The following is a 26,002-nucleotide window of genomic DNA, read 5'->3' as shown; positions in this document are numbered from 1 at the left end:
TTAACTTATTTTTTTAGATTTTCTAATTTTTCAGGTTTACAAAAATAATAACCCTGATAATAATCAATTCCGAGATTTTTTAATTTATTGTAAATCTCTTCATTCTCAACAAATTCGGCAACAGTTTTAATATTAAATTTTTTGGCAAATTCTATCATCAGTTTTATTATTTCATAATATTTATCATTATTTATATTCTTGACAATCGTTCCGTCAATTTTTATAAAATCCGGTTTAAGCTCCAATATTCTGATATAATTTGAATATCCGCTTCCAAAATCGTCTATTGATATTTTTATGCCTTTACTTTTGACATAATCAATAAATTTTTTTACAAGTTCAAAATCTTTAATACTTTCGCTTTCCAGTATTTCAAATGTTATTTCAGAGGTTTTTTTGCAGTTGTTTACAAGGTTTAATAAAAATCTGTTTGTTTCCTCGTTTACTATATCTATAAAAGAGAGATTAATAGATACATTTTTTATTCTTTCGTTTTTTACATCGTCAAGCACCTTTTGAATCATTATTTCAGAAAACTTATAATAGAGCTTTGCCTCTTTCAAAAGGTCCATAAAATAAAAAGGAGGCATAATTTCACCGTCTATTTCGACTCTCATAAGTGCTTCGTATTTTTCTTTTTCTCCTTTTATACACTGATAATAAGGAATTATTCTTTTATATTCCAAAACTTTTTTAAGTTTTTGTATTGTTTTTATTCTTTCACTCTGTTCTTTTTCTATTTTTTCATTAAACAAAACACAGTTTTCACTGTTTTTTTTAGCTTTTTTTAAAGCGCTTTCAGCTGTTTTTAAAAGTTTTCCCTTTTCATTGCTTCCGCTTATGCTGAAAGATATTTCTATAAGGTTAAACTCATATTTGTTATTTGCAATTTCACACAAATCTTTTTTAGTTATTTTTCTTTTAAACCCTATAACGAATTCGTCATTTCCACTCCTGTAAACATTTTTATATTTTGATAATAATCTTTTGGAAAAATTTCTTAAAATTTCGTTGCCCATGTCAAATCCGTAAACATCGTTTACATCGGAAAAATCATCAATATCAATAAGAATCAAACCTTCGTAATTATCTAAATTTTCTATCAGTTTATGCCTGTTTGGCAAATTTGTCAGGGAATCAAAATAATATCTTTTTCTAAGCTTTTCAATCAGTTTCCCATATTCATTTAATATTCTATTTTGAAACTTTTGAATAAAATAAGTCAAAACAATATATAAAATAATTAATAAAACAAAATATATAAAAATTCCTATCAAAAAAATTTTTTTAAATTCTTTCTGCTGTCCTACTATCTCTTTTTTTATTTCATTTTTTATCTGGGATGCGTAAATACCTTTTAATATATCAAAATTAAAATTTTTTATCAGTGTAAAATAACTTATTTTTTGCTCAATTTTTCCTGTTTTTGGATTTTTAAAATAATACTCTATAAAACAGTTTTTATGTTTTTTAAAACACTCAAGATATTTTTTTCTGAAATAATTACCTTTTACATCAGGTTTTTTAGTTGAAAGAACAAATCCTTCCATTTCTCTTAATTTTAAAGGCATATAATATAAATATCCAAAAATTCCGTCTTTATCCGGGTTAAAAGTAGTTATTTTTCCCATAGCTATATAATTTGGATTGTTTTTATTTATTTCATCGAGATATTTTTTTATTTTATTTAACGCCAGATTATCAAGATATTTTTTATTAATTCCCGCTATATAGACATTTTTTCCTTCATTTATAAAATAAACCAAAAATTTATTATTTTTATAATTCAGTATAATATATCTGTTTTTATATATTTCATAATTTAATTTTTTATTTATCACTTTTCCATAAATAAAACTGTTGTCTTTTGAAATATAAAAATTATTTATTGTATTTTTTTCAAGCAATATTTTTAAAAAAATTTCTAAATTTGAATTTGCCACACTATAGGATGTATCAAAAATCAAATTAAACGTTTTTTTAAATTTATCAACATCCTGTTTTAAATGCATTTTTTCTATATTAATTACCCTTTTTTCAGTTTCATATATATCTTTTTCCAAAATATATCTTATATACTGGTAAAAAATCACAAAAAAAAATACTGAAAAAATAAAAAAAAGCAAAACCGGAATTAAAGAGAGTTTTTTAATCTCCTCTTTCAATTAAGAGCCTTTTTCAAATCATTTATCAAATCCTCCACATCTTCAAGCCCGATACTTAGCCTGATAAGCCCTTCGTCAACCCCCGCTTTTATCAGCTCTTCTTTGTTTAACTGCTGGTGTGTTGTGCTTGCAGGATGTGTTACAATGGATTTAGAATCCCCTATATTTGTTACAAGGGAAAAAATTTCAAGAGAATTTGCTATATTTTTTGCCTTTTCATAACTCTCCACAACAAAACTCACAATTCCACCGGCATATTTAAGATATTTTTTGGCATATTTATAATTTTCATTATCCTTTAAAAACGGATAATTGACTTTTTTTATATTCTCTTGAGACTGCAAAAATTTAGCTATTTCAAAAGCATTTTCGCTGTGTGCTTTTATTCTCAAATGCAGGTGTTCTAATCCCAAAATCATAAGCCATGCGTTAAAAGGCGACATTACCGCCCCGAAATCCCTCAGAAGCGCCAATCTGGCCCTTGCTGTGAAAGGAGTTTCAAATTTTTTATTATAAACAAGTCCGTGATAACTCTCATCCGGCTCGTTAAACTGAGGATATCTGTATGAAGAGAGCTTTTCTTTGGCACTTTTTCCCTCAATTATAACACCGCCTATTGCACTCCCGTTTCCCACTATATATTTGCTTGAACTGTGCAACACAATATCGCATCCGAGTGTAAGAGGCTTTACACCGTAAGGAGTTGCAATTGTATTATCACAAATTAATATAACACCTCTTTCTTTTGCCACTTTGGCTATTCCTTCAAAATCAGGCACAGCAAGAGCAGGGTTTGAAACACTCTCAATCAGAATTGCTTTTGTTCCCTCATCTATCATATCTTCCAGCATCTCAGGATTGTGAACATCAAAAAATTTAGCTTTAATACCAAATTTATTCAATGTATGGGTAGAAAGGGTTATACTTCCCCCGTATAATTTATTTGAAATAATTATATTATCCCCGCTTTGCACTAAATTTGTAAGAGAATAAAACACCGCCGCCATTCCGCTTGCCGTTGCAACGGCTCCTATTCCCCTTTCCAGCGCCGCTATTCTTTTTTCAAAAACTCTTGTAGTGGGGTTATCAAGTCTTGTATAAATATTTCCAGTTTCTTCCAGATTAAAAAGCCTTGCCGCATGCTCCGTGCTTTCATATTCGTAAGCCGTGGTCATATAAATAGGAACCTGCATCGCTTTTTGATTGTCTTTTTCATATCCTAAATGTAGGGCTAAAGTTGCATCTTTCATAAAAACGCCTTTTATAGTAAAATTATTAAAAATTATACCATAAGGAAAAGAGTTGAAAGACAAAGTTTTCAATAAACCGATAAAAAAACAGTTCGAATTTGACGAGGAGGTTGCCAGTGTATTTGACGATATGCTAAATAGAAGCGTCCCTTTTTATAAAGAAAATTTAAATTTACAAATAGATATTTTAAAAAATTTTTTAAAAGAAAGCGATAAAATTGTGGATCTGGGAAGTTCAACCGGAACTTTTTTAATAGAACTTGCCAAAAAAAGCGATAAAAAACTTGATTTGACAGGTATAGACAATTCAGACGCTATGATTAAAAGGGCAAAAAACAAGGCAAAAGCATTTGGAGTTGATATAAAATTTATTGAAGATGATTTTTTAGAATATGATTTTTCAAATTCTAAAGCCGCAATTGCCAATTATACAATTCAGTTTGTAAGGCCACTTAAAAGAGAAAAGCTTATTAAAAAAATTTACAATTCCCTGAAAAATGACGGAATATTTTTAATGAGCGAAAAACTGATAACAAACCATAAAAAACTCAATAAAATAATGATAGATTTATATTATGATTATAAAAAGAAAATGGGATATTCAGAATATGAAATAGCTAGGAAGAGAGAGGCTCTCGAAAATGTTTTAATTCCCTATACTATGGAAGAGAATATTGAAATGCTGAAAACTGCAGGATTTAAAGAGGTTGAGGTAATTTTCAGATGGAATAATTTTGCAACTTTTATTGCTTTTAAATAGCTACAATTTTATCCCTACCGCTGTTTTTAGCCTCATATAAGCTTCATCAACCCTTTTTATAATATTTTCTATATCGCCATCATTTCTGAATTCTGTAATACCGCAGCTTATTGTGAATTTTACAGGTGTTTGGACAAATTCATTTTCCTGCAGTTCTCTTTTTAATTTTTGACAAATTTGTTTAGCTTTTTGTAAATCTGTATAAGGAAAAATCAGCATAAACTCTTCCCCGCCCCATCTTGCAAAAAAATCACTTTTTCTAATATTTTTTCTTATAAAAGAAGTCATTTTTTTAAGAACAATATCCCCTGTGTCGTGACCGTATGTATCATTTATTTTTTTAAAATGGTCAATATCTATCATTGCCAGTGAAAACGTTGTATTATATCGTTTTGCCCTTAAAAACTCTTCTTTCAGTTTTTGGTTAAAAAATCTTCTGTTCGGTATTTTTGTCAAAGGGTCGTGAATTGCCTCAAATTCCGCTTTATTTTTTTCTTTTTCCAATAAATTGTTATATTTTATAAAAATAAATTCTAATCTTTTAGAAAGAAAATATGTCAATAAAACCGAAAATATTAAAACTGCCAAAAAAGTAAAAATCAAACTTTTATAAAACGATTTAAATTCATTGCTTATTCTTCTTTTTTCTTTATTTACATACTTATCTATATCCTGCTGAATATATAAACCGCTGCCTATTACGGCATCTATTGTTTTATTGTATATTACATATGTGAGTTTTTTTTCTATTTTATTATCACTTGGATTTAACCATTTATAAATCACAAAAGCCCCGTTTTTATTTGAAAGTGCTTTTTTATCATCTCTTTTATAAAATATTTCCCGTCAACATCTTTTAAATTCAAAATATTTTTTCCTATTTCATTTTTATATGTGGGATTTACAATTAAAGTGCCGTCTTTTTTAATTATAAAAAAATAATTATTATTTCCATATTTTTTAATCATTACTCTTTGAAAAATCTGATTTGCAAGTTTTGCTTTTATTTCATCCACATATTCTCCGGAACCTATTATCAAATTAAGTTCAGGTATATATTTGATAAAATCAATTTTTAAATATTTTTTATTTGTATGGTTTGGTTTGAAAAATTTTATTTCAATAAACCCTTCACTGCTTTTTTGCAAAATTTTTTTACTCATTTCATAAAAAGATATATGATTTGACAAATAAATTGTTTTAATGCTTCTTCCTAAAAAAGAATTTAATTTATGAACTTTTGTTATTCCGTTTTTATCATATACAAAAACATAATGATTTTTTAAATATTTGTTTAACTGATTCAAATAAGTTATTATAAATTTTTTATTTTTATTTAAAGAATAAAGACTTTTTACAGTAAAATAAACCAAATAAACTCTGTATTTTACACTTTTTTTAGTTTCATCAATACTAAATTTTAAAGCATTGTCAACATCTTGCGATAAATTAACCACATGTTCTTTAATAAAACTTTTTTTATTATTTATTAAATTTTCAATATCTTTATTTATTTCATTTTTTTTAAATATTTTCAAAGTAATAAATGATGAAATCATTAACAGTAAAAATGAAAACATTATTAATAAAACAGGATATAAAAACATTTTTTTAATTAAACTTTTTTCCGTGCTTTTTAACATGCTATTCCTTAAAATTTATACTAATACTTCCAAGCACTTCAAATTTAGCATTAGGGTCTATTTCCGCATGGGATAATACTACCACATCCACACCGAATCTTTCAAGTATTTCGGCAAGCGGCTTTCTGATTAACGGATCCACTATCAACACCACCGGAGCAATTCCCTTATTTACAATTTCGCTAGCCGCATTGCTTATTTCCTCAACCAGTTTATTCATCTCAGAAACCGTTAAGATAAACTGCTTATTATCTCCCTGCTGCTGCAGTTTTGAAAGCAAGAACTGTTCAGTCTGCGTATCAAATGTTATAAGTTTAAGCGTATCGTCCTCGCTTTCATAAAGTTTTGTTATAACCCTGCTTAAGTTGCTTCTTACATGCTCAACTATTGTATCAATATTTTTAGTATATTCGGCAATATCGGCAATTGTTTCAAGAATTGTAATCATATCTTTAATTGGAATTTTTTCATGAAGCAAAGATTTAAGAACACGCTGAATCAGTCCGATATTTGCAACTTTCAAGGTATCGTCCGCAATGGCCGGGAAATCTTTTTTAATTCTCTCAATCAATGCTTGAGTCTCCTGACGGGTAAGTAGCTCCTCTGCATATTTTTTTATAATTTCACTCAGATGTGTAACTATCACAGTCGAAGCATCAACAACAGTATATCCGTTCATTAAAGCCTCTTCTTTTTTATCTTCGTCTATCCATATTGCATCAATTCCAAAAGCAGGCTCTTTTACGTGTTCCCCCTCAATTTCTTCAATCACCATGGGCGTTGACATAGCAAGATATCTGTCTGGATAAACTTTACCTTTGGCCACTTCAACCCCTTTTAATAAAATCTGATACTCGTTTGGTTCTAACTGAATATTATCTTTTATTCTGATTTGCGGTACCAAAAACCCAAAATCAGAGGCTATTTTTTTTCTCATTGTTTTTATTCTCTCAAGCAAATCCCCTCCCTGATTCGGATCGGCAATTTTAATAAGCTGATAACCGATATCAAGCTCGAGCAGCTCAACTTTCAAAATATTTTCCAATACCCTCTCTTCTTCTTTTGCAAGTTCTTCAGGTGATTTTTTAGGCTTCTCTTCTTCTTTTGCAACTTCTTCAGGGGATTTTTTAGGCTTTGGAGGCGGTTTTTTTCTGAATTTTGCGATAATTGCCGCAAGCGGGTCTACCCCTTTTTGGGTTTCCATCATTAAATATCCTGTCATTAAAAATACAAGTCCCAAAAATATCATACTTCCTCTAGGAAATCCGGGGATAAAAGCCATAAAAAAAAGAAATGTCCCTACAATTAAAATAACCTTGTAATCTTTCATTAACTGTTTAATAACACCCTCTGCAAAATTACTTTCATCTTTACTTGCCCTGGTTATTATAATACCTGTGGCTGTTGAAACCATAAGTGCCGGAATCTGCCCAACAAGACCGTCTCCAATCGTTAATATGGTATATGTGGAAGCAGCCTCGGCAATATCCATATTATGCTGAAAAATACCTATTAAAAGCCCGGCTATAATATTGACAAGTGTAATAATAATTCCGGCAATCGCATCACCTTTTACAAATTTGCTGGCCCCGTCCATTGCACCGTAAAAATTTGCTTCCTGGATAAGTTCCGCCCTTCTTCTTTTTGCTTCGTTTTCATCAATAAGTCCGGCATTCAAATCGGCATCTATAGCCATCTGTTTTCCGGGCATCGCATCAAGGGTAAATCTTGCCGCCACTTCAGCAACCCTGGTTGAGCCCTGGGTAATTACCATAAAGTTTATAATAACAAGTATTGTAAATACAATAATACCTATAATATAATTTCCACCTACAACAAATTCCCCAAAAGCGGAGATTATTTTACTTACGGCATCAGGCCCTAAATAACCGTTTGAGAGAATCATTCTTGTTGTTGCAACATTCAGTGAAAGCCTGTAAAGCGTAACAATCAAAATCAATGTGGGGAAAGTTGTAAAATCAGTAGGTTTTGGGATATATAAACTAAGAAGTAAAATTAATATACCCACAGATAAAGATATCGTGAGAAAAAAATCAAGTATTCCGTTTGGCAGCGGAATAATAATAATTAAAAGTATTGCAAAAACAAAAGCAACAACACCTAAATCAGTTATTTCGCTTAATAACTTAAGTGAATTTTTAATTTTATTTATCAGATTTCATCCTTATAACATCTTCTAAAGTCATATCTTTTATAATTTCATCAAGTTTATTTTCCAAAAATACAAAAAAAGGTCTCACACAGCAGATATTTGCCCTGTTCCTTACACAGTTTTCAGGCTTTTTGGAGCAGTAAAAAACCAGAGAATCTTTATCTTCAATAACTTTAAACAGCTCTAATATTTTTATATCTTTTGGTTTTTTTTCTAGTAAAAAACCTCCGTGTATCCCTTTAAATGATTTAACATAACCTTTTTTTGACAAGGTTTGCAGCAGTTTTGCCAAAAACGGTTTTGGCAGTGAAGTTATTTCAGAAAGCTTTGTAACATCCACAGGCTTATCAAACCTTGAAAGCTCCATCAAAGCCTGCAGAGTATAAGCGCTTGATTTTGTAAACAGCATATCAACCCTTTTTGCAAAATTATACCTAAATTATCTGTTTATATTAAAATGAAATAATATTAATTACTCCTATTTTTGTATTTTTTATCAACAGATTGGCATTAAAATATTTTTCAAGTATGATTTTACTGATATAAAGCCCAAGTCCGCTTCCTTTATCTTTTGTTGTAAAATAAGGTTCAAATATTTTATCCAGCAAATTTTTTTCAATTCCGCCGGCATTGTCCAAAATATATATTTTTTTTAATTTATTTTTTAAAATTATTTCAATTTTTTTATTTTTTTGATTTTTAAAGGCTTCTTTTGAATTGTTTATAATATTTAAAATCACTTGTCTAAACTGGTTTTTATTCCCTTTAATATAAAAATCATCCCCTTTGAATTCAATTATAATTTTTTTAGCATTCAACTGTGCATCCAAAATATCCAAAGTCTCTTTTATGGAAGTTTTTACAGAAAAATTCAGTTCATTTTCATCATTTTTAAAAAATTTTATAAAATTGTCTATGGTATTGGACATAAAATTTATAATTTTTAAATTTTTATCAATAATTTCGCTGTATTTATTTTTATCGCTAATTTCAGGTAAAACCTGTAAATTAATTGCAAGAGCGTTTAAAGGCTGTCTCCATTGATGCGCCACAGCCCCCATCATATCGGACATAGCTGAAAGTTTTGCATGATTAGCCAAAAGTTTGTCTTTTTTTTGAATATCTTCTACAGCTGAATTTATTCTTTTTTGTAATTCAAAATTCAATTTTTCTTTTTCTCTGTTTAATTCTTTTAAAAGAATATTTTTATAAATTAAAATAACAATAACCAAAACCAGATAAAGAAAAGATAAAAGCATTAAAATAATCTCATTTTTGTATTTTTTCCAGAGTGTTTGGGGTTTGTTTACGTAAACGGCATTTTTATAACCCAGATAATACGCATTTACACCGAATTTTTTAAGATTTAAAACATTTAAATACATTTTATTCGCTTTTTCAAAAGTAAAACCAAGTTTTTTCATCTGTTTTTTGTTTAAATATTCTTTTACTTTTATTGCGGCTATTTTACCCTGATTATGGGAATCATTAACTTTTCCCCCTACAACATTTGAATTTTTTATATTTACCAGGATATCCGTATGAACAACTATAGGCCTTTTATAAACTTTAGAAAGAAGCTGAACGGCTTTTTTATAAGATATATGTCTGTTTTCATAATTGAAACTAAAAGGATTGATTAACATCATAGCCGAATCATTTGAATAATTGTCTTTAAAAAAATACAATAAATGGGTCAACTCTTTTTCATTTATATAAACAAATTTTATATTTTTAAATGTTTTATATGCTTTTTTATACTGTTTCATTACTATTTTGGCGGAATTTGAATTATCCCCCACCACATACAAAGTTTTTAAATTTACAATTTTCGAAGCAAATTGTAAATTTGTCACCGGTTCTTTTTTTTCAAACACCCCTGCAAATCTGTTTTTATCTAAAATTTTTGCCAATTTTAGATTGTTTATCCCTGCAAAAAAAACTTTTGCATTCGAAAACAAGGCCGAATTTATATTTTTTCTTACAAAATTCAAAGCGTTGTCATCGGTAACTATAATAATATCAAAAGGTATTTTTTTATACTTATTGAATATATAATTATAAAAATTTTTTAATCTTTCAGGAGTGGGTCTGAAAAGTTTGGTGTCCATAAATTCCACATAAATATTTAAATTCTGATCATTTAATTCGTTAAGTATACCGTTTAATTCATTCTGAGTCCATTTCAGCTTTGCAGAATAAGAATTCAATATTAATATATTTAAACTAAACAGTATCGAAGTAAATAATAACAGAATTATTTTCTTCATAAACACCTTTTTTTAAAATTTTATCAAAATTTGATTTTTTATATAAAAAAAGATATACTTTCAGTCTTAGTTGAAAAACTAAAATTTACCAATCAGGAGGCTAAAATGGCTTTGGATTCGGCGAAAAAAAGAGAAATTATCGCTAAATTCGGAAATACTGAAACTGATACTGGAAGCCCGGCGGTGCAAATTGCACTATTGAGCGAAAGAATCAATCAAATTAACGAACATTTACAAGCACACAAACACGACCATTCAAGCAGATTAGGATTACTTAAATTAGTTGGACAGAGAAAAAGACTTATGAGATATTTGAAAAGAAAAGACCATAACAAATATCTTGAAGTAATTTCTGCACTTAATCTTAGAGATAGAGTTTAAACTCTATCTTATTTATTCAAACATTCTTTTTCTAAATTATTCAAACGTTCTTTAAATTCTTTATTCAGTTTTACGGTTTTTGAATGAAAAATATCAAATAAAATTTTGCCTCTGTTTTTATGTGTTAAAACAGATTTAAGAAATTTAACTGCTTTATCGGGAAACTGTTTTACTTTAAATTCAGAGTTAAAATATTCAATCGCAAATACCAAATCTTTAATATTTGATTTTTCATTTTTAGATATTTTTATTAAATCTTCGATAGTTAATTTTTTATTATTGTTTTGAATACTTTTATTTTTTGTTAATTTTGCAACTGTTAAAACAAAAATTGTTGTAAAGAAAAAAAAGAAAAAAAGAAAAATTATATAAACAAAAGGAGAATCAGGTAAAAAATTCTCTATAAAATCAAATTTGTCAAAATTCACTTAAGCCTTTCAAGAACAGATTTCTGGTGGGCCGTAAGCCCTTCACTCTTAGCTAAGATAGCACAGTCTTCTCCCATTTTTTTGATAGCTTCTTTGGAAAAAGAGATAATTGAGCTTTTTTTCATAAAAATTTCAACATTTAAAGGAGAATAAAATTTTGCCGTTCCCCCGGTAGGCAAAGTATGATTAGGTCCTGCTATATAATCACCAATCGGTTCAGGAGTATTTTCCCCTAAGAAAATCGCACCCGCATTTTTAATTTTTGGAAGCAGTTCAAACGGATTAGCTGTAACAATTTCAAGATGTTCAGGCGCAATTTCGTTCATAAGTGCAACTGCCTCATCAATATTGCGGGCAATAATAATAGCACCTCTTTCATCAATGGATTTTTTTGCAATTTCTTTTCTTTCAAGCTCATTTAAAAATTCGTAAACTTTTTTTTGTGTATTTTTTGCCAGCTCTTCCGAAACTGTTACCATTATTGAACTTGCCATTTCATCATGTTCGGCCTGGGAAAGTAAATCTATTGCCATGTAATTAGCTTTTGCGGTGTTATCTGCAATAATACCAATTTCACTTGGCCCTGCTATCATGTCTATATTTACTTCCCCGAAAACCAGTTTTTTTGCCGTTGCGACAAAAATATTCCCGGGACCCGTAATTACATCCACTTTCGGAATACTCTCCGTTCCGTAAGCCATAGCAGCAATTGCACTTGCACCACCTACTTTAAAAGCCTTTGGCATACCACAAATATATAAAGCAGCGAGTAAAAGTTCATTTGGTTTATTTTCAATTACGGGCGTGGTGACAACAATTTCTTTTACTCCGGCTACAATTGCGGGAATTACATTCATAAGCAAAGAGCTTGGATAAAAAGCTTTTCCTCCTGGAACATATACACCGGCTCTTTCGACAGGGGTTACTTTTTGCCCTAAAATAGTTCCGTTTTCTTCAAACGTGAGCCATGTTTTAGGGAGCTGTTTTTCGTGATAGGACTTTATTCTATCATACGCAAGATGTAAAGCGCATTTTAATTTTTCATCCAAATTATCATAAGCTTTTTTCATTTCATCTTTTGTTATTTCCAAATCACTGTCTTTATCAGGAGTCCATCTGTCAAATTTTGAAATATGTTCAAATAAGGCTCTGTTTTTTTCAATTTTAACTTCGTTAATAATGTTTTTTACTATTCCTTCAACATTTTCTATGTCCATTTTTCCCCGGTTTAAAATTTCTTCAAATTTAAGCCTGAAATTTGCGGCATTTGTTTTTAATATTTGCATAAGCTGCCTTTTTTTTAATGTATTTTATCAAAATAATTAGTTTCAAAAAAGAGAAATATAATTTTTTATCAAAATTAACATAATATTTTTTCTATATAATATAAATTTATAATTATGTGATACAATTTTATTAAAAAGGAAATAATTGAAATTCAGCATAATTACTTTAAGTTTTATTTTAGTGCTTATCCCTTTGTTTATTTCATACAAAAACAAAATCGGTATTGAAAAAGAACTTTTTATCAATTCTCTAAGAGCACTGCTGCAACTGAGTGTTTTGGGATTCATTTTAGGATTTTTATTTAAAATTAAAAATCCACTTTGGTATATACCTATTGTGTTGTTTATGCTCATTTACGCTTCTTTCATAGCAAAAAAGAGAACTCAATTTTTATTCTTATGTGCTTTTTATTCCATTAGTATGTCCGCTATAATAATTCTAAGTATAATGATAACTTTAAAAATAATTTCTCTTAAACCATATGAATTTATACCTGTTGCGGGCATGATTATAGGAAATTCATTAAATACCTACACATTAACCATAGAAAGATTAAAAAGAGAACTCTTTTTGCAAAAAGAGTTAATTGAGAGTTTTATTGCCATCGGAGCAAATTTGAAATCGGCTTATAAAATAATGCAAAAAGAAGCTATAAAAGCAGCTTTGATACCTGTTAACAATATGCTTCAAACAATAGGTGTTGTTGCAATTCCCGGCATTACCACAGGAATGCTTTTGGCCGGTGCATCCCCGCTAAAAGCGGTAAGCTACCAGATAATTATTATTTATATGCTTGTAAGTATAAATACATTTTCCGCTCTTTTTGGCAGCTATTTTTTTATAAGAGAAAAAAATGAAAATTTTAATTGATGCGGATGCTTTGCCAAAGGCAGTAAAACCCATAATTTACAGAGCGGTAAATAAAAACGAAATAAAAACAATTGTGGTATCCAATAAAAAAATTTCTTTTGAAAAAAGCCCGTCTATCGAATATATTATTGTAAACGAAGGAATAGACAAAGCAGATGATGAAATTGTAAGCCTGTGTGAAAAAAACGATTTGGTAATAACTGCCGATATACCCCTGGCTGACAGAATTGTTAAAAAAGATGCAATCGCTTTAGGACACAGAGGGGAAATATATGATGAAAATTCTATTCAAAATTTCTTAAGCATAAGAAATTTAATGGCTGAGATTAGACAGAGCGGGGAAATTACAAAAGGCCCAAAGCCTTTTTGTAAAAAAGATATTCAAAATTTTGCCAACAGTTTTAGCAAATTTCTTTATAAATTAATCTAAATTATAAACTTTTTTAATATGAAGCTCCTCATCAAATTCATATACCCTTGGAACTCCTGTAGCAACTTCGAATTTTGGAATATCTTCATCGCTTATGTTGTCAAATTCTTTAACCATCCCTCTTATTGTATTTCCGTGAGCTGTAATCAAAACATCTTTGCCTTCCACCAAAAGAGGTGCAACTCTTTCATGAAAAGCCGCTATTGAGCGTATCTGATTATCTTTTAAACATTCTGTACTTGGAATTAATTCAACAGGAAAATTTTTATATTTCTGATCAAATCTCGGGTGTCTCGGGTCATCTTCACTTAAAGGCGGAGGAGGAACATCATAGCTTCTTCTGTAAAGCAAAAATTTTTCTTCTCCCAGCTCTTTTTTAACCTCGTCTTTATTAAGTCCTGTAAGGGCACCGTAAAACCTTTCGTTAAATCTCCAGTCTTTCAAGTGGTCAATCCATAGTAAATCGAGTTCTTCTAAAATAATAATTCCCGTTTTAATAGCCCTTTTTAAAAAAGATGAAAAACATATATCAAAAGTAAATCCGGCGTCTTTTAATATCTGACCAGCTTTTTTGGCTTCTTCCACTCCTTCAGGCGCCAAATCCACATCCACCCAGCCGGTAAAACGGTTTTGTTTATTCCATTCGCTTTTTCCGTGTCTAACAAGAACTAATTTTGCCATAATCATCCTTTCAGTTTAATTTTGAAATTTTATCAAAAATTTATTGCTTCTTTTAGACCACTCAACCAGCTTAATTATACTGAATTTTAAATCAAATTTTTTTGAAATACCGGGAAAATAAACTTTTTTATCAAAAGCAATAAAATAATTTTCATCAAAATCCGGTTTTATTTTTCTCTGAATTATCAAATAAGGCAAATCATTATCAATTATTCTCGGAATCTTTTTTTCTATACAAACACCTATCTGCTCTCTTAAAAATCCGTTCAATGAATTTAGATAATTCAGCACTATATCAACCCACTCTAATTTTTCACCAATATTATTAAAAATATTAATATCATTAAAATTATTTAACATAATATTTTTACTCCAAACTCCTATGTCATAATCTTGAAGTTTTTTCTTGAATTTTTTAAAATCTTTTTCAATTTCACCAAAAGGCATCTCAAAATTTGATAAAATCCTGATATTAATATCATCTCTTACATATTTCATAACCGGCCTTTTTATAAAATTATACCAAAGGATACAGATGCCAAAAATACTTATTACAAATGACGATTCTTTTGAAGCAAAAGGGCTTGAAATTTTATATGAAGCCATGAGCGAAATAGGAAAACCTCTTGTTGTAGCACCTGCTTCCCCAAAAAGCGCCTGCTCAAAATCTCTTACAATTACAAAACCTTTAATGTTTAAAAAAGTTAAAGAAAATTTTTATAAACTTGATGACGGAACACCGGACGACTGTGTTTATCTGGCAATAAACGAGTTTTTTAAAGACAAAAAACCGGATTTAATTGTTTCCGGAATAAATCACGGAGCGAATATGGGCGAAGACGTAAATTATTCAGGAACTGTTGGAGGAGCAACCGAAGGGGCAATTCACGGAATAAAATCCATTGCCATATCTCAGGTTTTAAAGAGTTTCGATAATCCCCCCAGTGAAATTAACTGGAAAAAAGCAAAAAAAATAGCAAAAGAGATAGCCTTAATGGTTTTAGAAAATAAAATTCAGCTTCCCCACAGAAAACTGTTAAATATAAACATACCGAATACAAAAAAAATAAAAGGATACCGGTTTACAAAACTTGCATACAGAATTTACGGAAACGATGCCCACAAATATCTTAACCCCAGAGGCGAAGAATATTACTGGCTCGGCCTTCATCCCTTAAAATTTAAAGAAGAAAAAGGAAGCGATTTTTGGGCTGTAAAAAACGGCTATGTTTCAATAACCCCCATTACATTGGATATTACCGATTATCAATTATTAGAAAAATTAAAAAACAGTGAAAAATAGTGAGTAGTGAGTGGTGAGTGGTGAGTGGTTATAATAAATTTTTTGAAGAGTTAAATTTAGAATATTATTATGAATTTAAAGAAATAAACAATGTTTTTACATGCGAATTAAAACTTAAAAACATACCTTTTACTTCTTTTGGCAAAGGTGAAACATCAGGGGACGCCCTGCTTAGTGCACAGGGTGAAATGGCTGAGCGGCTAATAACCAAAAATTTTTTTGAAGAATATTATATTAACGGTTTATATCCTGATATGAAAGAAGGAAATTTTTTAAATAACGAACTCAATAAATTTTATAAAACAGACACCCTTCAAAAAGAGGAATTAATTGATTTTAACTCTGATTCATTTGAAATACTTTCAATACCTTTTATAAAACGCTCAACCAAAGAAAAAATATATTTTCCAGTTAACCTGCTTCAAAATTTATACGCAAGCAACGGTATGGCGGCACATTTTGATATTATTAAGGCTTATAAAAACGCCAAGGCGGAAATAATAGAAAGATTTGTAAAATTCGAAGTTATAAAATACGCCCTGCCCCTGCCAAAAACAGACCATCCTTTTAATTCAAAAAACATTCAGATATACGATGCCTCTCTTGAGGGAAAATACCCTGTAATGGCCGCAAGCTATATTAAAGATGACAATATTATTTTAGCTTTTGGCTGCGATATTGACCAGCAAAAAGCGATAAAAAAAGCCTATTTGGAACTTCTTCAGACAGGACTTAACAGATTTGGTAAAATAATCGATGATATTGAAGAGGTTAGAGAAAAATTTAATTTAATTAACCATTTCATAGATTTAAGCGGCGATGTGCATAAAAATTTTTTAAAAAAGCCGCTTTTTAAAAAGGAAAAATGGAATTTTAAACATTATGATGTGTTTCAAAAAGAAGAATATTTCAAAGTCTATAAATGCTGCGGTGTTTTTGCAATTCATTTAATCATTCCTTCCATAAGCGAAATATATCCGGTTGTTGATTTAATATACAATAATATAAATTATCCAAAATTTTTTAGAGATAAAATATTAAATTATCAAAATTATGAAAAAAAAGAGATTGAGGAATTAACCCGGGAAATATCTGATTTATACCCTTTTACCCAGATAGATTCATTAATCGGAGTGATTGCAAAAGAGCCATTATTTATTGAGAAATTTAAAAAAATTATAAATAACAGCGGAAAAATAGAATTTTCAAAAAAATATATAAATATTTTAAATTTAGCACAAAAATTAAAGGAGTTAAATGAAATTTGACAGATGTAAAAAACTTTTTTCAAAATTTCACAAACTTCAAAATTTAAATATATTAATTTGCGGAGCCGGGGGTGTGGGAGGGTATGCGCTTGAGTGCCTCTACCGCTCCGGTGTAAAAAATATAACCGTTGTCGATTATGACATATTTGATATTACAAACCAAAACAGACAAATAGGAAGCGAGTTTGTAGGAAGAAAAAAAGTTGAAGTTTTAAAAAGATTATATCCCGGAATTAGAACAATTGATTTAAAACTGACACCGGAAAATATCAAAAAACTGGATTTAAATAAATATGACATGGTTATTGATGCAATTGATGATTTAAAAGCAAAAATTTCCCTTATAAAAAAAGCATACCCAAAAATTATCTCTTCAATGGGAGCGGCAAAAAGGATTGACCCTACAAAAATAAGAATAGATTCAATATGGAAAACACACACAGACCCTTTTGCCAAAAAAGTAAGGGATTTTTTAAAAAAAGAAAAATTTAAAGGAGATTTTAAAGCTGTTTATTCAACCGAAAAACCGATAGAATGCAAAATGGGAAGTTTTGTAGGAGTTACAGGGGCATTTGGATTTGCCCTCTGCAGCGAAGTTTTAAAAGATTTTGTTTAATCTACTATTGTTCCGCTATCCCTTATATCAAGATACCATTTTGGAAGTGTATCTGTCCATTTTCTGATTTTAGGAAAAAATGATTTAATATTTTCATAAACTTTTGCAAAATCTTTTGATTTATTGGAATATTCGTTAAGAATTTCAATAATAGCTTTTTTTGCTGCTTCATTAACATCATCAGGGAAATTACCTAGTTTAACATCATATTTTCCGCTGATAATATCCTGAAGCTTAAGAGCATTTTGATATTGAAACTCGGAAAAAATTCTTGCATGCATTTCTCTTGTTGCAGCTTCAATAATTGCCTGATGTTCTTTTGGAAGTCTTTCATATTTTTTCTTATTGAATGTCATTTCAAGAATACTTCCAGGCTCATGCCATCCTGTATAATAATATCTAGCAACTTTTTGGAATCCCATAATTGTATCAAGGCTTGGCCCCACCCACTCAGTTGCATCAATAACGCCTCTTTCAAGTGCTGTATAAATTTCACCTCCAGGGATATTTACAGGTTTGACTCCAAGTCTTGCCATTACTTCTCCGCCAAGACCGGGAATTCTCATTTTAAGACCTTTCATATCGGCTAAGCTTTTAATTGGTTTTCTAAACCATCCACCCATTTGGTTTCCAGTATTTCCGCCTTTGAAAGGCATTAAATTATATCTTGCATATAATTCTCTCCACAAATCCATTCCCCCTGCAAAATCAAACCAAGGTTCAAGTTCATCGGCAACCATTCCAAAAGGGAAAGAACTAAACAAAGCAAACGCCATATTTTTACCCTTCCAGTAATAAGGGCCTGAATGAAAGCCGTCAATCAAACCTTTGGAACAGGCATCAAATACACCAAGGGCAGGTACTAATTCATTTGCTCCATATATATGAATTTTTAAACTTCCACCGCTTAACTCATCCACTCTTTTTGCAAACCATAAAGCACCCTCACCCATAATGGGAAGTGTTTTAGGCCATGAAAGACAAACTTTAAGTCTTGTTACACTTTTTGCATACAAATTGGTTGTAAATACAGCACTTGCAGCTACACCTACACCGGCAGCTTTTAAAAATTTTCTTCTGTTCATACATTCTCCTTTTTAGTTTTTACAATTAATTTTAGCACAAAAAAAGAAAAGAAATTTAAAAAATTAATAAAAAATAGCCATAATTGCATAACTTAGAAACAGCATAAGGTGAGATAGCCCTTCTAAATAATTGGTTTCACCGTTTTCGGTTGTTTTCCAGACAAGCAAAATTGTAATCATCAGTGCCCCTACCTGCAAAGGGGTAAAATCCAAAGTAAATTTTATTCCAAAAATCAAAGATAAAAAAATAAGTATCGGAACGGTTAAAAGTATAGAAACGGTGCTTGCTCCCATCGCTATATTTACAACCCTTTGCATTTCATCGTTTTTCGCCGCCCTAATTGCTGTGAAAAGTTCGGGTGCCGCTGTTACAAAAGCAATTAAAATACCCACAAACCCTGCCGTTAAGCCCATATTTTTAAATACCCTTACGCCTTCGTTTGCAAAAATTTCAGACAAAAATCCTATTAAAATTAATAAAAAAAGTAAAAAAATCACATTAAACAAAGAACTTTTTTTATCAAAAAAATAATTTTCATCATCTTCTTCTTTTTGATATCTTTTAACCCTGCTTCGTTTTTTAAATTTAAAAAAATGCACGTGTGTATCTGTTTGGAATTTAAATATAAACAGATAATAAACAAATAAAAGTACGGCAATTATTATACTTGCGTTATGTAGCGCCTCTTTGGTTGAATGAAGAGAAATTGCGCTCGGCACAAGAAGCATCGCCACCGCCACAAAAAGAACAGTTGTATAACTGGCCGATGTATCTTCGTTATGGACCTGTTCTTTAAAATTAAGCCCCCCTACAAAAACGGCAAGTCCCAGAAGTGCATTCAAATCCACAATTACCGTGGCGGCAATACCGTTTTTTACCGTTTCCATAACATCCGGATGAACTTTTGCTTCCAGCACCACCATAAAAAGAATTAAAATTTCTACCAGCACGGCTGAAAACGTCAAAACCAGACTTCCGTAAGGTTCCCCAAACCTTTCAGCCAAAATTTCCGCTATTTCGGAGATTGTAACGGCAAGCGAACCGATACCTATTGCGGCAAAAACAGCTGCTAAAACACTCAAATGTTCAAAATGAAAAATAATGGCAAAAAAGAAAGAAATAAAACCTGTGACTATATCCCAATACTCTTTAACAACATGCGACTTGGGCTCAGTATCCAATTTAACTCCTTAAAAAATGATTTGATTTTTTTATTAAATAAACTTCACCGTAATTTTTAAAAAATTTATAAGCTTTTTTTAAAGAAATAATTTTATCATATTCTCCTAAAAACACTTCTATTTTTATATTTTTAACTTTTCTTATTTTTTCCCAATCAAAAATAAAAAGCCCTAACAATTCTTTTTCCGTGCAACTATAATCAATTTCAATATCCTCTAAATCAATTTTCCACTTTCCATTTTCCTTTATCCATTGATTAATGCCTGCTTTAGTCAAAAAATTTTTAATATAATCAATCTTACTTTTTTTAAATGCATTTATATTTAACTCTATAAATTTTTCACTCACATCAAAAAATGCGGGGGAGAGTAGCTGCAGTTTATCTATTCTTTCACTGCATTCAAGTGCATATTCAAGAGCCTTACAAGTACCTTTGCTGAATCCCGCAACAATAAACTCTTTTTCTTCCAAATAATCTTTAAAAAAATTTTTTTCGTTTTTTAAACAAAACCCGTTAAAATATTTCATTTTTGTTTTTAATTACATCTTCTTTATGAATAATTTCATTTTTTAATAAAATATTATAAACTTTTTCTATTAATAATTCATTGGATTTATATAAATTCTTAACTTCATCTTCACAATATTTAAGCACTTTTGCAACTTCACTCTCATCCCCCACAATATCATCTCCCATAGCATAATCTTTTATCATTTTAACCGCCAGCTCTTTTGCTTTTCTCAAATCCATATGTGCGTTTGAAAATTTTTCATTAAACCTCTCTTCCACAGCCACGCGCCCGGCTAAATAAACCATTATTTTATTCATGAGCTCAGTTTTTGAAATTATTTCCTTGTCTTCTTCTTTGAAATCATCTTTTACAAGTGAAATTCTCTCAAATTCACAGCTTTTTTTACCTATTAAAACTTTATCTTTCACAGCATAAAAATCTTCTTCTTCTATATATTTTTTACCATGTTTAAGTGCATAAATACTTGCTTCATTAACCAGACTTGCAAGTGCCGCCCCAGAAAATCCCACCGTCATTTTGGCAATGTTTTCCAAATTTCCCTTAAAAGGCCTGCCTCTTAAATGAACTTTAAGTATTTCCATTCTGTCGTTAAGCCCGGGAAGCTCCACAAATACCCGCCTGTCAAACCTTCCGGGTCTTAAAAGTGCATCATCGAGGAGTTCCACTTTATTGGTCGCCCCTATAACAATCACGCCTTCGCTCCCTTCAAATCCGTCCATTTCGGTTAACAACTGATTCAATGTGGCTTCTCTTTCATCATTTCTAAGATTTCCTCTTGCTTTTCCAATAGCGTCAATTTCATCGATAAAAATAATACTTGGCGCATTTGCTTTTGCACGAGAAAATAAATCTCTTACTCTTTTTGCACCAACACCCACATACATTTGAACAAAACCGCTTCCGCTCTGATAAAAAAACGGAACACCCGCTTCCCCGGCAAGGGCCTTGGCTATCAATGTCTTACCCACACCCGGAGGGCCCACCAGTAAAACACCTTTTGGGAGATTTATTCCAAAAGATTTATATTTTTCAGGATTTTTTAAAAAATCTACAATCTCAATAAGCTCTTCTTTAACTTCGCTTATACCCGCAACATCTTTAAAAGTAACATTGGAAATAGTAGGTTTTATTACAAAATCTTTTTCTATTCCCGTATTCATTTCAACCTGAACCTGCTGGGGATTTTGCTGGGGAACAGATTTTTTTAAAAGCAAAATAAACAGAATAAAAAAAGCAAGCACAATAACCACTGCTACAATCTGGGTTAACAGCTCTTCATAATTTCCTTTAAACATATAAGCTACCACAAGGGCAAATAAAACGCCAAAAAGAATAGAAACAATTATCTGATTTTTTTTAGATTTTTGCATAATTAACTTCCTTAACCTCATAATCTTTTACCCTCACCCATTCTCCTTTTAAAAATTTATCACTTTTTATTAGCATTTTATTATAATATTCATCAAATCCCTGATAAAAGCCGTTTTTTTCATCTTCTATATGGACAAAAAGTTCATTTTTTCTTTTTCTGAAATTATAATTTGTTTTCTGAACAAAATCATGCAGAATTTTGGCTCTTTTTTTGGCTGTATCACCTCTTATCCGCTGTTTCATTGCTGCACTTATTGTACCATCTCTTGGAGTAAATCTGAAAACATGGATATGGGTCAACGGATATTTTTTAAAATTATTAAACGCTTCTTCCCATATTTTTTCACTTTCACCCGGATGACCCACTATGATATCGGTTCCCAGTGCAAAACCGTAAGCGGCCAATTTTTCAAAAAGAGGCAGTGTATTGGAAACTCTGTTTCTTCTTTTCATAATTCTGAGCATTGTGTCACTTGTATGCTGCAGGGCTATATGAAAATGCTTTTCAAGTATCGAATCACTGGCTATCTCAATTAATTCCTCATCTATTTGAGTTGGTTCAAGAGAGCCGATCCTAATTCTTTTAATCTGTCCTATTTTTAAAATTTTTTTTATAAGTTTAGCTAAAGAAGAACCGGTATCTTTTCCGTAACTTCCCATATTTATTCCGGTTAAAACAATTTCGTTTATTCCTGTTTGTGATAAATACTTAATCTGTTCTATTACTGTTTTTTCATCCAAACTTCTTGAATACCCCCTGACTTTGGGCAAAATACAGTAAGCACATTCAAAATCGCATCCCTCCTGAATCTTTACAAAAGCTTTTGTAGTTGAAAAGTCAGTAATTATTTTTTTATTTACAAAATCAAAGTCCCCTAATTCAATACCTTCAAAATTTAAATATTTATCAATTTCCTCTTTATATTTATGCCCCAAAACAGCATTTATTTTTTTTTCTTTAAATAATTTTTCACCCTGGGTATAGGCTCCGCATCCTGTAAAAACAATTTTTTTATTTTGCCATTTGTTAATATAACTTCTTACGTCCCTGTCGGCAAAATTGGTAACTGTGCAGGAATTTATTATTATTAAATCGGCTTTTTCTTCATTATCAGCGATTACATGACTTTTTTTCAAAATATTTTTCATAAGCTCCGAATCGTATATATTGCTTCTGCATCCAAAAGTTTTAATAAAAATATTCAAATCACTCCTTTAATTTTCTTTTTCTTAAAACATAATAAAATACCGGCAGATAAAACAAATTCAATACGGTTCCCCACATAATGCCAAAACCCAGGGCAATTGCCAGAGGCTGAAGGATTTGGGCCTGTCCGTAAGGAAAAAACATAAGTGTTGCAAGGCCAAAAAACGTTGTAAGACTTGTAAGCAGAATCGGCCTTAGCCTGAAAGATGCCAATGTTAAAATATCTTCAAGACTTTTTGCATTTTTAATAAAATCTATCATTACAATTCCGTCATTTACAACCACCCCTGAAAGTCCGACTATGCCTATCATTCCAAGCATTGTAAGATTCATATCCATTATCATGTTTCCAAACACCACCCCCAGAAATGAAAGAGGAATAACGGAAATAATCACAAACGGCAAAAACAGAGAATTAAACATCAAAACCAAAATTAAAAATATTAAAAGTAAAGCCACAACCAGTGATTCTTTAATATTTTGCATAAATTCCCTGCTTTTTTTTGCAGCCCCTCCTATTAATACTGTTAATCCCTGCTTTTTAAATTTATTTAAAAGAGGATTTGTTTTTTTATAAAAATCTTTAACCGTTATTATTTTTTTATTAAGCGTTGCATATACCGTTTTGGCAGGAATACCGTCATATTTATGGATTTTTTTGAAATTTTTTATTATATTGAAATCGGCAATTTTATTCAGTTCAATATATTTATCCGTATTTGGAATGTTTACTCTGAAATTTTCAAGAAACGCTAAAGAATCTTTATTGATATCATAAAATTTAAGCCTTACGATTCCGTCTTTATTAAATGTTTTGTCATACTCGGCTTTTGCAAAAAAAGGTCTGATCTCTTGAAAAATATTTCTTTCGTTAAATCCCAGTTTCTCACCATATTCATTTAGATTTATTTTAATCTCGCTTGCACCCATCTGCGCATCGTCATAAATATTATATACCCCTTTTATTTTTTTCATTTCATTTTCAAGTAATTTAATGGCTTTTAATACTTTTTTATTATCCCCGCCGAGACTAATTACTATATCGCTTTTTACAATTCCGGCCTGAGGCACTATTACATTTAATTCTTTCAGCCCTTTTATTTTTAACTTTGATAAATCTTTTTTTATTTTAAATGCCAGAGCCTTTGCACTTAGCTCTCTTGTTTCTCCGGTAACTTTTACAGGTTCAAAAAGGGGGGCAATATATTTGTTATAAAAATCATGAGGTACCCTGTCTTTTAAATCTACAAATATCTGAAAATAATTTTCCCCTCTGTTTGCCTCTCCTTTATTATTCATCTGCATTCCCACTGCGGTGGTAAAGCCTTCCACATTTGGACCTAAATATTTTTTTAAAACATTTTCAACGGGGGTGAGCGCTTTGGCACTCTGCTCGATTGTAAAATTATTATCAAATTTACCGTTTACATAAAGCTGAGACGTGTCAAAATCAGGAAACAGCTGAAATTTTGAATGTTTAAAGCCTTCAAAAGTTAAAAAAGGGATTACAAGTAAAAAAAACATTAATGTTATATATCTGAATTTAAAAAAACAGTTCAACATTTTCTTATAAACCGATGAAAATTTTTCCCATAAAATTTCTTTTTTATTTTTTGTAACTTTAAGTATTTCTTTTGAATGAAGAGGCAAAAAAACATAAGCTTCAAAAAGAGAAGAAAGTATTAAAACCGTAATCATTATAGGCAAAATTTTCATAAATTTACCTATTTCACCCTGAATCATCAGCATAGGTAAAAACGCCAAAATAGTAGTGGTTGAAGAGGCCATAACGGGCCAAAAAACTTCACTCGCCCCGTCTATCGCAGCGCTTATTTTATCTTTTCCCTGTCCCATATGCCTGTAAATATTTTCACCAACCACTATCGCTTCATCCACAATCATACCAAGTGCTATAAGCATACCAAGCATTGAAAGAAGATTAAGAGAATAATGAAAATAATAAAGTGCTATTAAGGCAATGGCAAAAGAAGTAGGTATCCCAAGTGTAACAATAAAAGAAATTCTTGCATTTAAAAAAATCCACATTACAAAAAACACTAAAATAAGCCCGAAAACAATATTGCTTACAACCGTATTAAACCTGTTTCTGACCCATTTGCTTGTATCTGTGGAAATTCCGAATACGACATCGGGATGGGATTTATGATAATTTTTAAGAATTTTTCTTATTTTTTCACTAAGAGCTATGGAATCGCCGTTTTCGCCTTTTCTTACATCGATTGTTATATTCGGTATTCCGTCATATTTACCTATCTGATCAGGCGTGTCATATTCCATTTTAATATCGGCAATATCTTTAAGTCTTATTTTTTTATTGCCTGTTTGAATATAAGTGTTTTTTAATTTTTCAACATTAACATTTGCCATAGTGATAAAAAAATGATTTCTGCCTTCTATATAACCGGCAGGAAAAATAGTCGAAAGGGAAGATATGACATTTGCCAATAATGATTTATTTATACCGAGTGTTTCTATTTTCTTTGAGTCAAAAGATATATAAATATTTTTATCGCTTTTTCCCCTTATATCAACCTTAGTTAAATCTTTCAGTTTCAAAAGCTTTTTTTTAATTTCATCGGCAACATCCAAAAGCTGGTCTTTGTTTAATTTATTACTTGCAACAGAAATAAACATCAAGGGGAAAGCTTTTTTTGCTATGCTGACAGAAGGCGTATCCATATCGCTTGGCAAATCTTTTTTGAGATTGGAAACAACACTTTGAAATTCGCTTAATAATTCATTTTTATTTACGCCTTCTTTTAAATTAGCGGTAATTACAAAATTTCCGTTAGTTATAACACTTTCAATGGAATCGACTTCTGAAAAAGATTTTATTTTATCTTCAATTTCATCCACGGCCATTTTATTGAGAGTTTCCGGAGATGCCCCTGGGTAACCTCCGGTAATTAATATTTTATCAAGTTCGGATGGCGGAAACAATTCTTTTGGAACATGTTTGTAAGAGAGAAAAGCCGTAATTATAATTATAAAAAACAGTGTATGGGTAAAAGCGGCATTTTTTATAAAAAATCCTATAAATTTTTTCATTAAACCTCTTTTTTATGGGTATTTTATCA

General features: G+C 30.4%; 24 protein-coding genes. 7 read left to right on the top strand and 17 right to left on the bottom strand.

Annotated features, from left to right (window positions below):
* Positions 1-5: 5 nt before the first annotated feature.
* Both DZ65_RS0107960 and DZ65_RS0107955 read right to left on the bottom strand, forming a co-directional pair.
* Entirely contained in the window at positions 6-2,165 is a 2,160-nt protein-coding gene (locus DZ65_RS0107960) for an EAL domain-containing protein (RefSeq protein WP_024790987.1), read from the bottom strand.
* Positions 2,162-3,415, bottom strand: coding sequence for an O-acetylhomoserine aminocarboxypropyltransferase/cysteine synthase family protein (locus DZ65_RS0107955; protein WP_024790986.1), 1,254 nt, complete (start codon positions 3,413-3,415; stop codon positions 2,162-2,164). Before DZ65_RS0107955 ends, DZ65_RS0107960 begins: the two co-directional genes overlap by 4 nt.
* 52 nt (positions 3,416-3,467) lie before the next feature.
* Between DZ65_RS0107955 and cmoA the strand changes: the two genes are divergently transcribed.
* The gene (gene cmoA / locus DZ65_RS0107950) at positions 3,468-4,175 is read left to right on the top strand and encodes a carboxy-S-adenosyl-L-methionine synthase CmoA (protein WP_024790985.1); all 708 of its coding nucleotides are present in this window, start codon (positions 3,468-3,470) and stop codon (positions 4,173-4,175) included.
* Here the strand turns inward: cmoA and DZ65_RS11355 are convergent, their stop codons facing one another.
* From DZ65_RS11355 to DZ65_RS10440, 5 genes are read right to left on the bottom strand one after another with little or no spacing between them, the layout of a single operon-like run.
* Positions 4,176-4,961: a diguanylate cyclase gene (locus tag DZ65_RS11355; RefSeq protein ID WP_024791516.1), complete on the bottom strand. Its 786-nt coding sequence runs from the start codon at positions 4,959-4,961 to the stop codon at positions 4,176-4,178.
* Complete coding sequence (locus DZ65_RS0107940; protein ID WP_024791515.1) at positions 4,958-5,818, bottom strand: cache domain-containing protein; 861 nt, start codon at positions 5,816-5,818, stop codon at positions 4,958-4,960. Before DZ65_RS0107940 ends, DZ65_RS11355 begins: the two co-directional genes overlap by 4 nt.
* Before the next feature lies 1 nt (position 5,819).
* Positions 5,820-7,994 (bottom strand): flagellar biosynthesis protein FlhA, encoded by a 2,175-nt coding sequence (gene flhA / locus DZ65_RS0107935; protein WP_035908234.1) that lies wholly within the window; start codon positions 7,992-7,994, stop codon positions 5,820-5,822.
* On the bottom strand, positions 7,984-8,400 hold the full coding sequence (locus DZ65_RS0107925; RefSeq protein WP_024788096.1) for an Rrf2 family transcriptional regulator: 417 nt from the start codon (positions 8,398-8,400) through the stop codon (positions 7,984-7,986). The genes flhA and DZ65_RS0107925 overlap by 11 nt, the downstream gene beginning before the upstream one ends.
* A gap of 43 nt (positions 8,401-8,443) precedes the next feature.
* Positions 8,444-10,261: a HAMP domain-containing sensor histidine kinase gene (locus DZ65_RS10440; protein WP_024791514.1), complete on the bottom strand. Its 1,818-nt coding sequence runs from the start codon at positions 10,259-10,261 to the stop codon at positions 8,444-8,446.
* A 105-nt stretch (positions 10,262-10,366) separates the two neighbouring features.
* Here DZ65_RS10440 and rpsO point away from each other — a divergent pair, with 105 nt between their 5' ends.
* Positions 10,367-10,642 carry a 30S ribosomal protein S15 gene (gene rpsO, locus DZ65_RS0107915; protein WP_024788094.1) on the top strand — a complete coding sequence of 92 codons (276 nt, stop codon included), beginning with the start codon at positions 10,367-10,369 and terminating at the stop codon, positions 10,640-10,642.
* A gap of 8 nt (positions 10,643-10,650) precedes the next feature.
* On the opposite strand, the gene DZ65_RS0107910 is transcribed toward rpsO, so the two are convergent.
* On the bottom strand, positions 10,651-11,070 hold the full coding sequence (locus tag DZ65_RS0107910) for a hypothetical protein (RefSeq protein WP_024790979.1): 420 nt from the start codon (positions 11,068-11,070) through the stop codon (positions 10,651-10,653).
* Complete coding sequence (gene hisD / locus DZ65_RS0107905) at positions 11,067-12,356, bottom strand: histidinol dehydrogenase (protein ID WP_024788092.1); 1,290 nt, start codon at positions 12,354-12,356, stop codon at positions 11,067-11,069. Before hisD ends, DZ65_RS0107910 begins: the two co-directional genes overlap by 4 nt.
* Before the next feature lie 145 nt (positions 12,357-12,501).
* On the opposite strand from hisD, the gene fetB reads away from it, so the two are divergent.
* Together fetB and DZ65_RS0107895 are read left to right on the top strand one after the other, a co-directional pair.
* Positions 12,502-13,227 carry an iron export ABC transporter permease subunit FetB gene (fetB, locus tag DZ65_RS0107900; protein WP_024791513.1) on the top strand — a complete coding sequence of 242 codons (726 nt, stop codon included), beginning with the start codon at positions 12,502-12,504 and terminating at the stop codon, positions 13,225-13,227.
* A complete protein-coding gene (locus DZ65_RS0107895; protein ID WP_024791512.1) occupies positions 13,211-13,657 on the top strand; it encodes a YaiI/YqxD family protein in 447 nt (148 codons plus the stop codon). The genes fetB and DZ65_RS0107895 overlap by 17 nt, the downstream gene beginning before the upstream one ends.
* Here the strand turns inward: DZ65_RS0107895 and gpmA are convergent.
* The gene (gene gpmA, locus DZ65_RS0107890) at positions 13,649-14,338 is read right to left on the bottom strand and encodes a 2,3-diphosphoglycerate-dependent phosphoglycerate mutase (protein WP_024791511.1); all 690 of its coding nucleotides are present in this window, start codon (positions 14,336-14,338) and stop codon (positions 13,649-13,651) included. The genes DZ65_RS0107895 and gpmA overlap by 9 nt on opposite strands.
* A gap of 15 nt (positions 14,339-14,353) precedes the next feature.
* The gene (locus tag DZ65_RS0107885) at positions 14,354-14,836 is read right to left on the bottom strand and encodes a hypothetical protein (RefSeq protein WP_024791510.1); all 483 of its coding nucleotides are present in this window, start codon (positions 14,834-14,836) and stop codon (positions 14,354-14,356) included.
* 37 nt (positions 14,837-14,873) lie between these two features.
* Between DZ65_RS0107885 and surE the strand changes: the two genes are divergently transcribed.
* Genes surE through DZ65_RS0107870 form a run of 3 tightly spaced genes read left to right on the top strand, consistent with a single transcriptional unit; the run spans position 14,874 to position 17,525 of the window.
* Positions 14,874-15,641, top strand: a complete 768-nt coding sequence (gene surE, locus DZ65_RS0107880; protein WP_024791509.1) for a 5'/3'-nucleotidase SurE — start codon at positions 14,874-14,876, stop codon at positions 15,639-15,641.
* 20 nt (positions 15,642-15,661) lie between these two features.
* A complete protein-coding gene (locus DZ65_RS0107875) occupies positions 15,662-16,909 on the top strand; it encodes a YcaO-like family protein (RefSeq protein ID WP_024791508.1) in 1,248 nt (415 codons plus the stop codon).
* Complete coding sequence (locus DZ65_RS0107870; RefSeq protein ID WP_024791507.1) at positions 16,899-17,525, top strand: tRNA threonylcarbamoyladenosine dehydratase; 627 nt, start codon at positions 16,899-16,901, stop codon at positions 17,523-17,525. Before DZ65_RS0107875 ends, DZ65_RS0107870 begins: the two co-directional genes overlap by 11 nt.
* Here DZ65_RS0107870 and DZ65_RS0107865 read toward each other — a convergent pair.
* The 6 genes from DZ65_RS0107865 to DZ65_RS0107840 all read right to left on the bottom strand — a co-directional run bounded on the left by DZ65_RS0107865 (position 17,522) and on the right by DZ65_RS0107840 (position 25,973).
* On the bottom strand, positions 17,522-18,610 hold the full coding sequence (locus DZ65_RS0107865) for a TRAP transporter substrate-binding protein (protein WP_024791506.1): 1,089 nt from the start codon (positions 18,608-18,610) through the stop codon (positions 17,522-17,524). The two genes, DZ65_RS0107870 and DZ65_RS0107865, sit on opposite strands and share 4 nt — an antisense overlap.
* Before the next feature lie 63 nt (positions 18,611-18,673).
* Positions 18,674-19,792: a calcium:proton antiporter gene (locus tag DZ65_RS0107860; RefSeq protein WP_024791505.1), complete on the bottom strand. Its 1,119-nt coding sequence runs from the start codon at positions 19,790-19,792 to the stop codon at positions 18,674-18,676.
* Between the two features lies 1 nt (position 19,793).
* On the bottom strand, positions 19,794-20,321 hold the full coding sequence (gene bioV, locus DZ65_RS0107855; RefSeq protein ID WP_024791504.1) for a pimelyl-ACP methyl ester esterase BioV: 528 nt from the start codon (positions 20,319-20,321) through the stop codon (positions 19,794-19,796).
* Positions 20,308-21,696, bottom strand: a complete 1,389-nt coding sequence (locus tag DZ65_RS11435) for an AAA family ATPase (protein WP_024791503.1) — start codon at positions 21,694-21,696, stop codon at positions 20,308-20,310. The genes bioV and DZ65_RS11435 overlap by 14 nt, the downstream gene beginning before the upstream one ends.
* Positions 21,683-22,903: a tRNA (N(6)-L-threonylcarbamoyladenosine(37)-C(2))-methylthiotransferase MtaB gene (gene mtaB, locus DZ65_RS0107845; protein ID WP_024791502.1), complete on the bottom strand. Its 1,221-nt coding sequence runs from the start codon at positions 22,901-22,903 to the stop codon at positions 21,683-21,685. The genes DZ65_RS11435 and mtaB overlap by 14 nt, the downstream gene beginning before the upstream one ends.
* 1 nt (position 22,904) lies before the next feature.
* Entirely contained in the window at positions 22,905-25,973 is a 3,069-nt protein-coding gene (locus DZ65_RS0107840; RefSeq protein ID WP_024790967.1) for an efflux RND transporter permease subunit, read from the bottom strand.
* Between the last annotated feature and the right edge of the window lie 29 nt (positions 25,974-26,002).

The organism is Lebetimonas sp. JS032 (genome assembly GCF_000523315.1).
GTDB lineage: Bacteria > Campylobacterota > Campylobacteria > Campylobacterales > Nautiliaceae > Lebetimonas.
The sequence above is the reverse complement of the archived record's forward strand: the minus strand, read 5'-3'. Positions and strand labels throughout refer to the sequence as shown.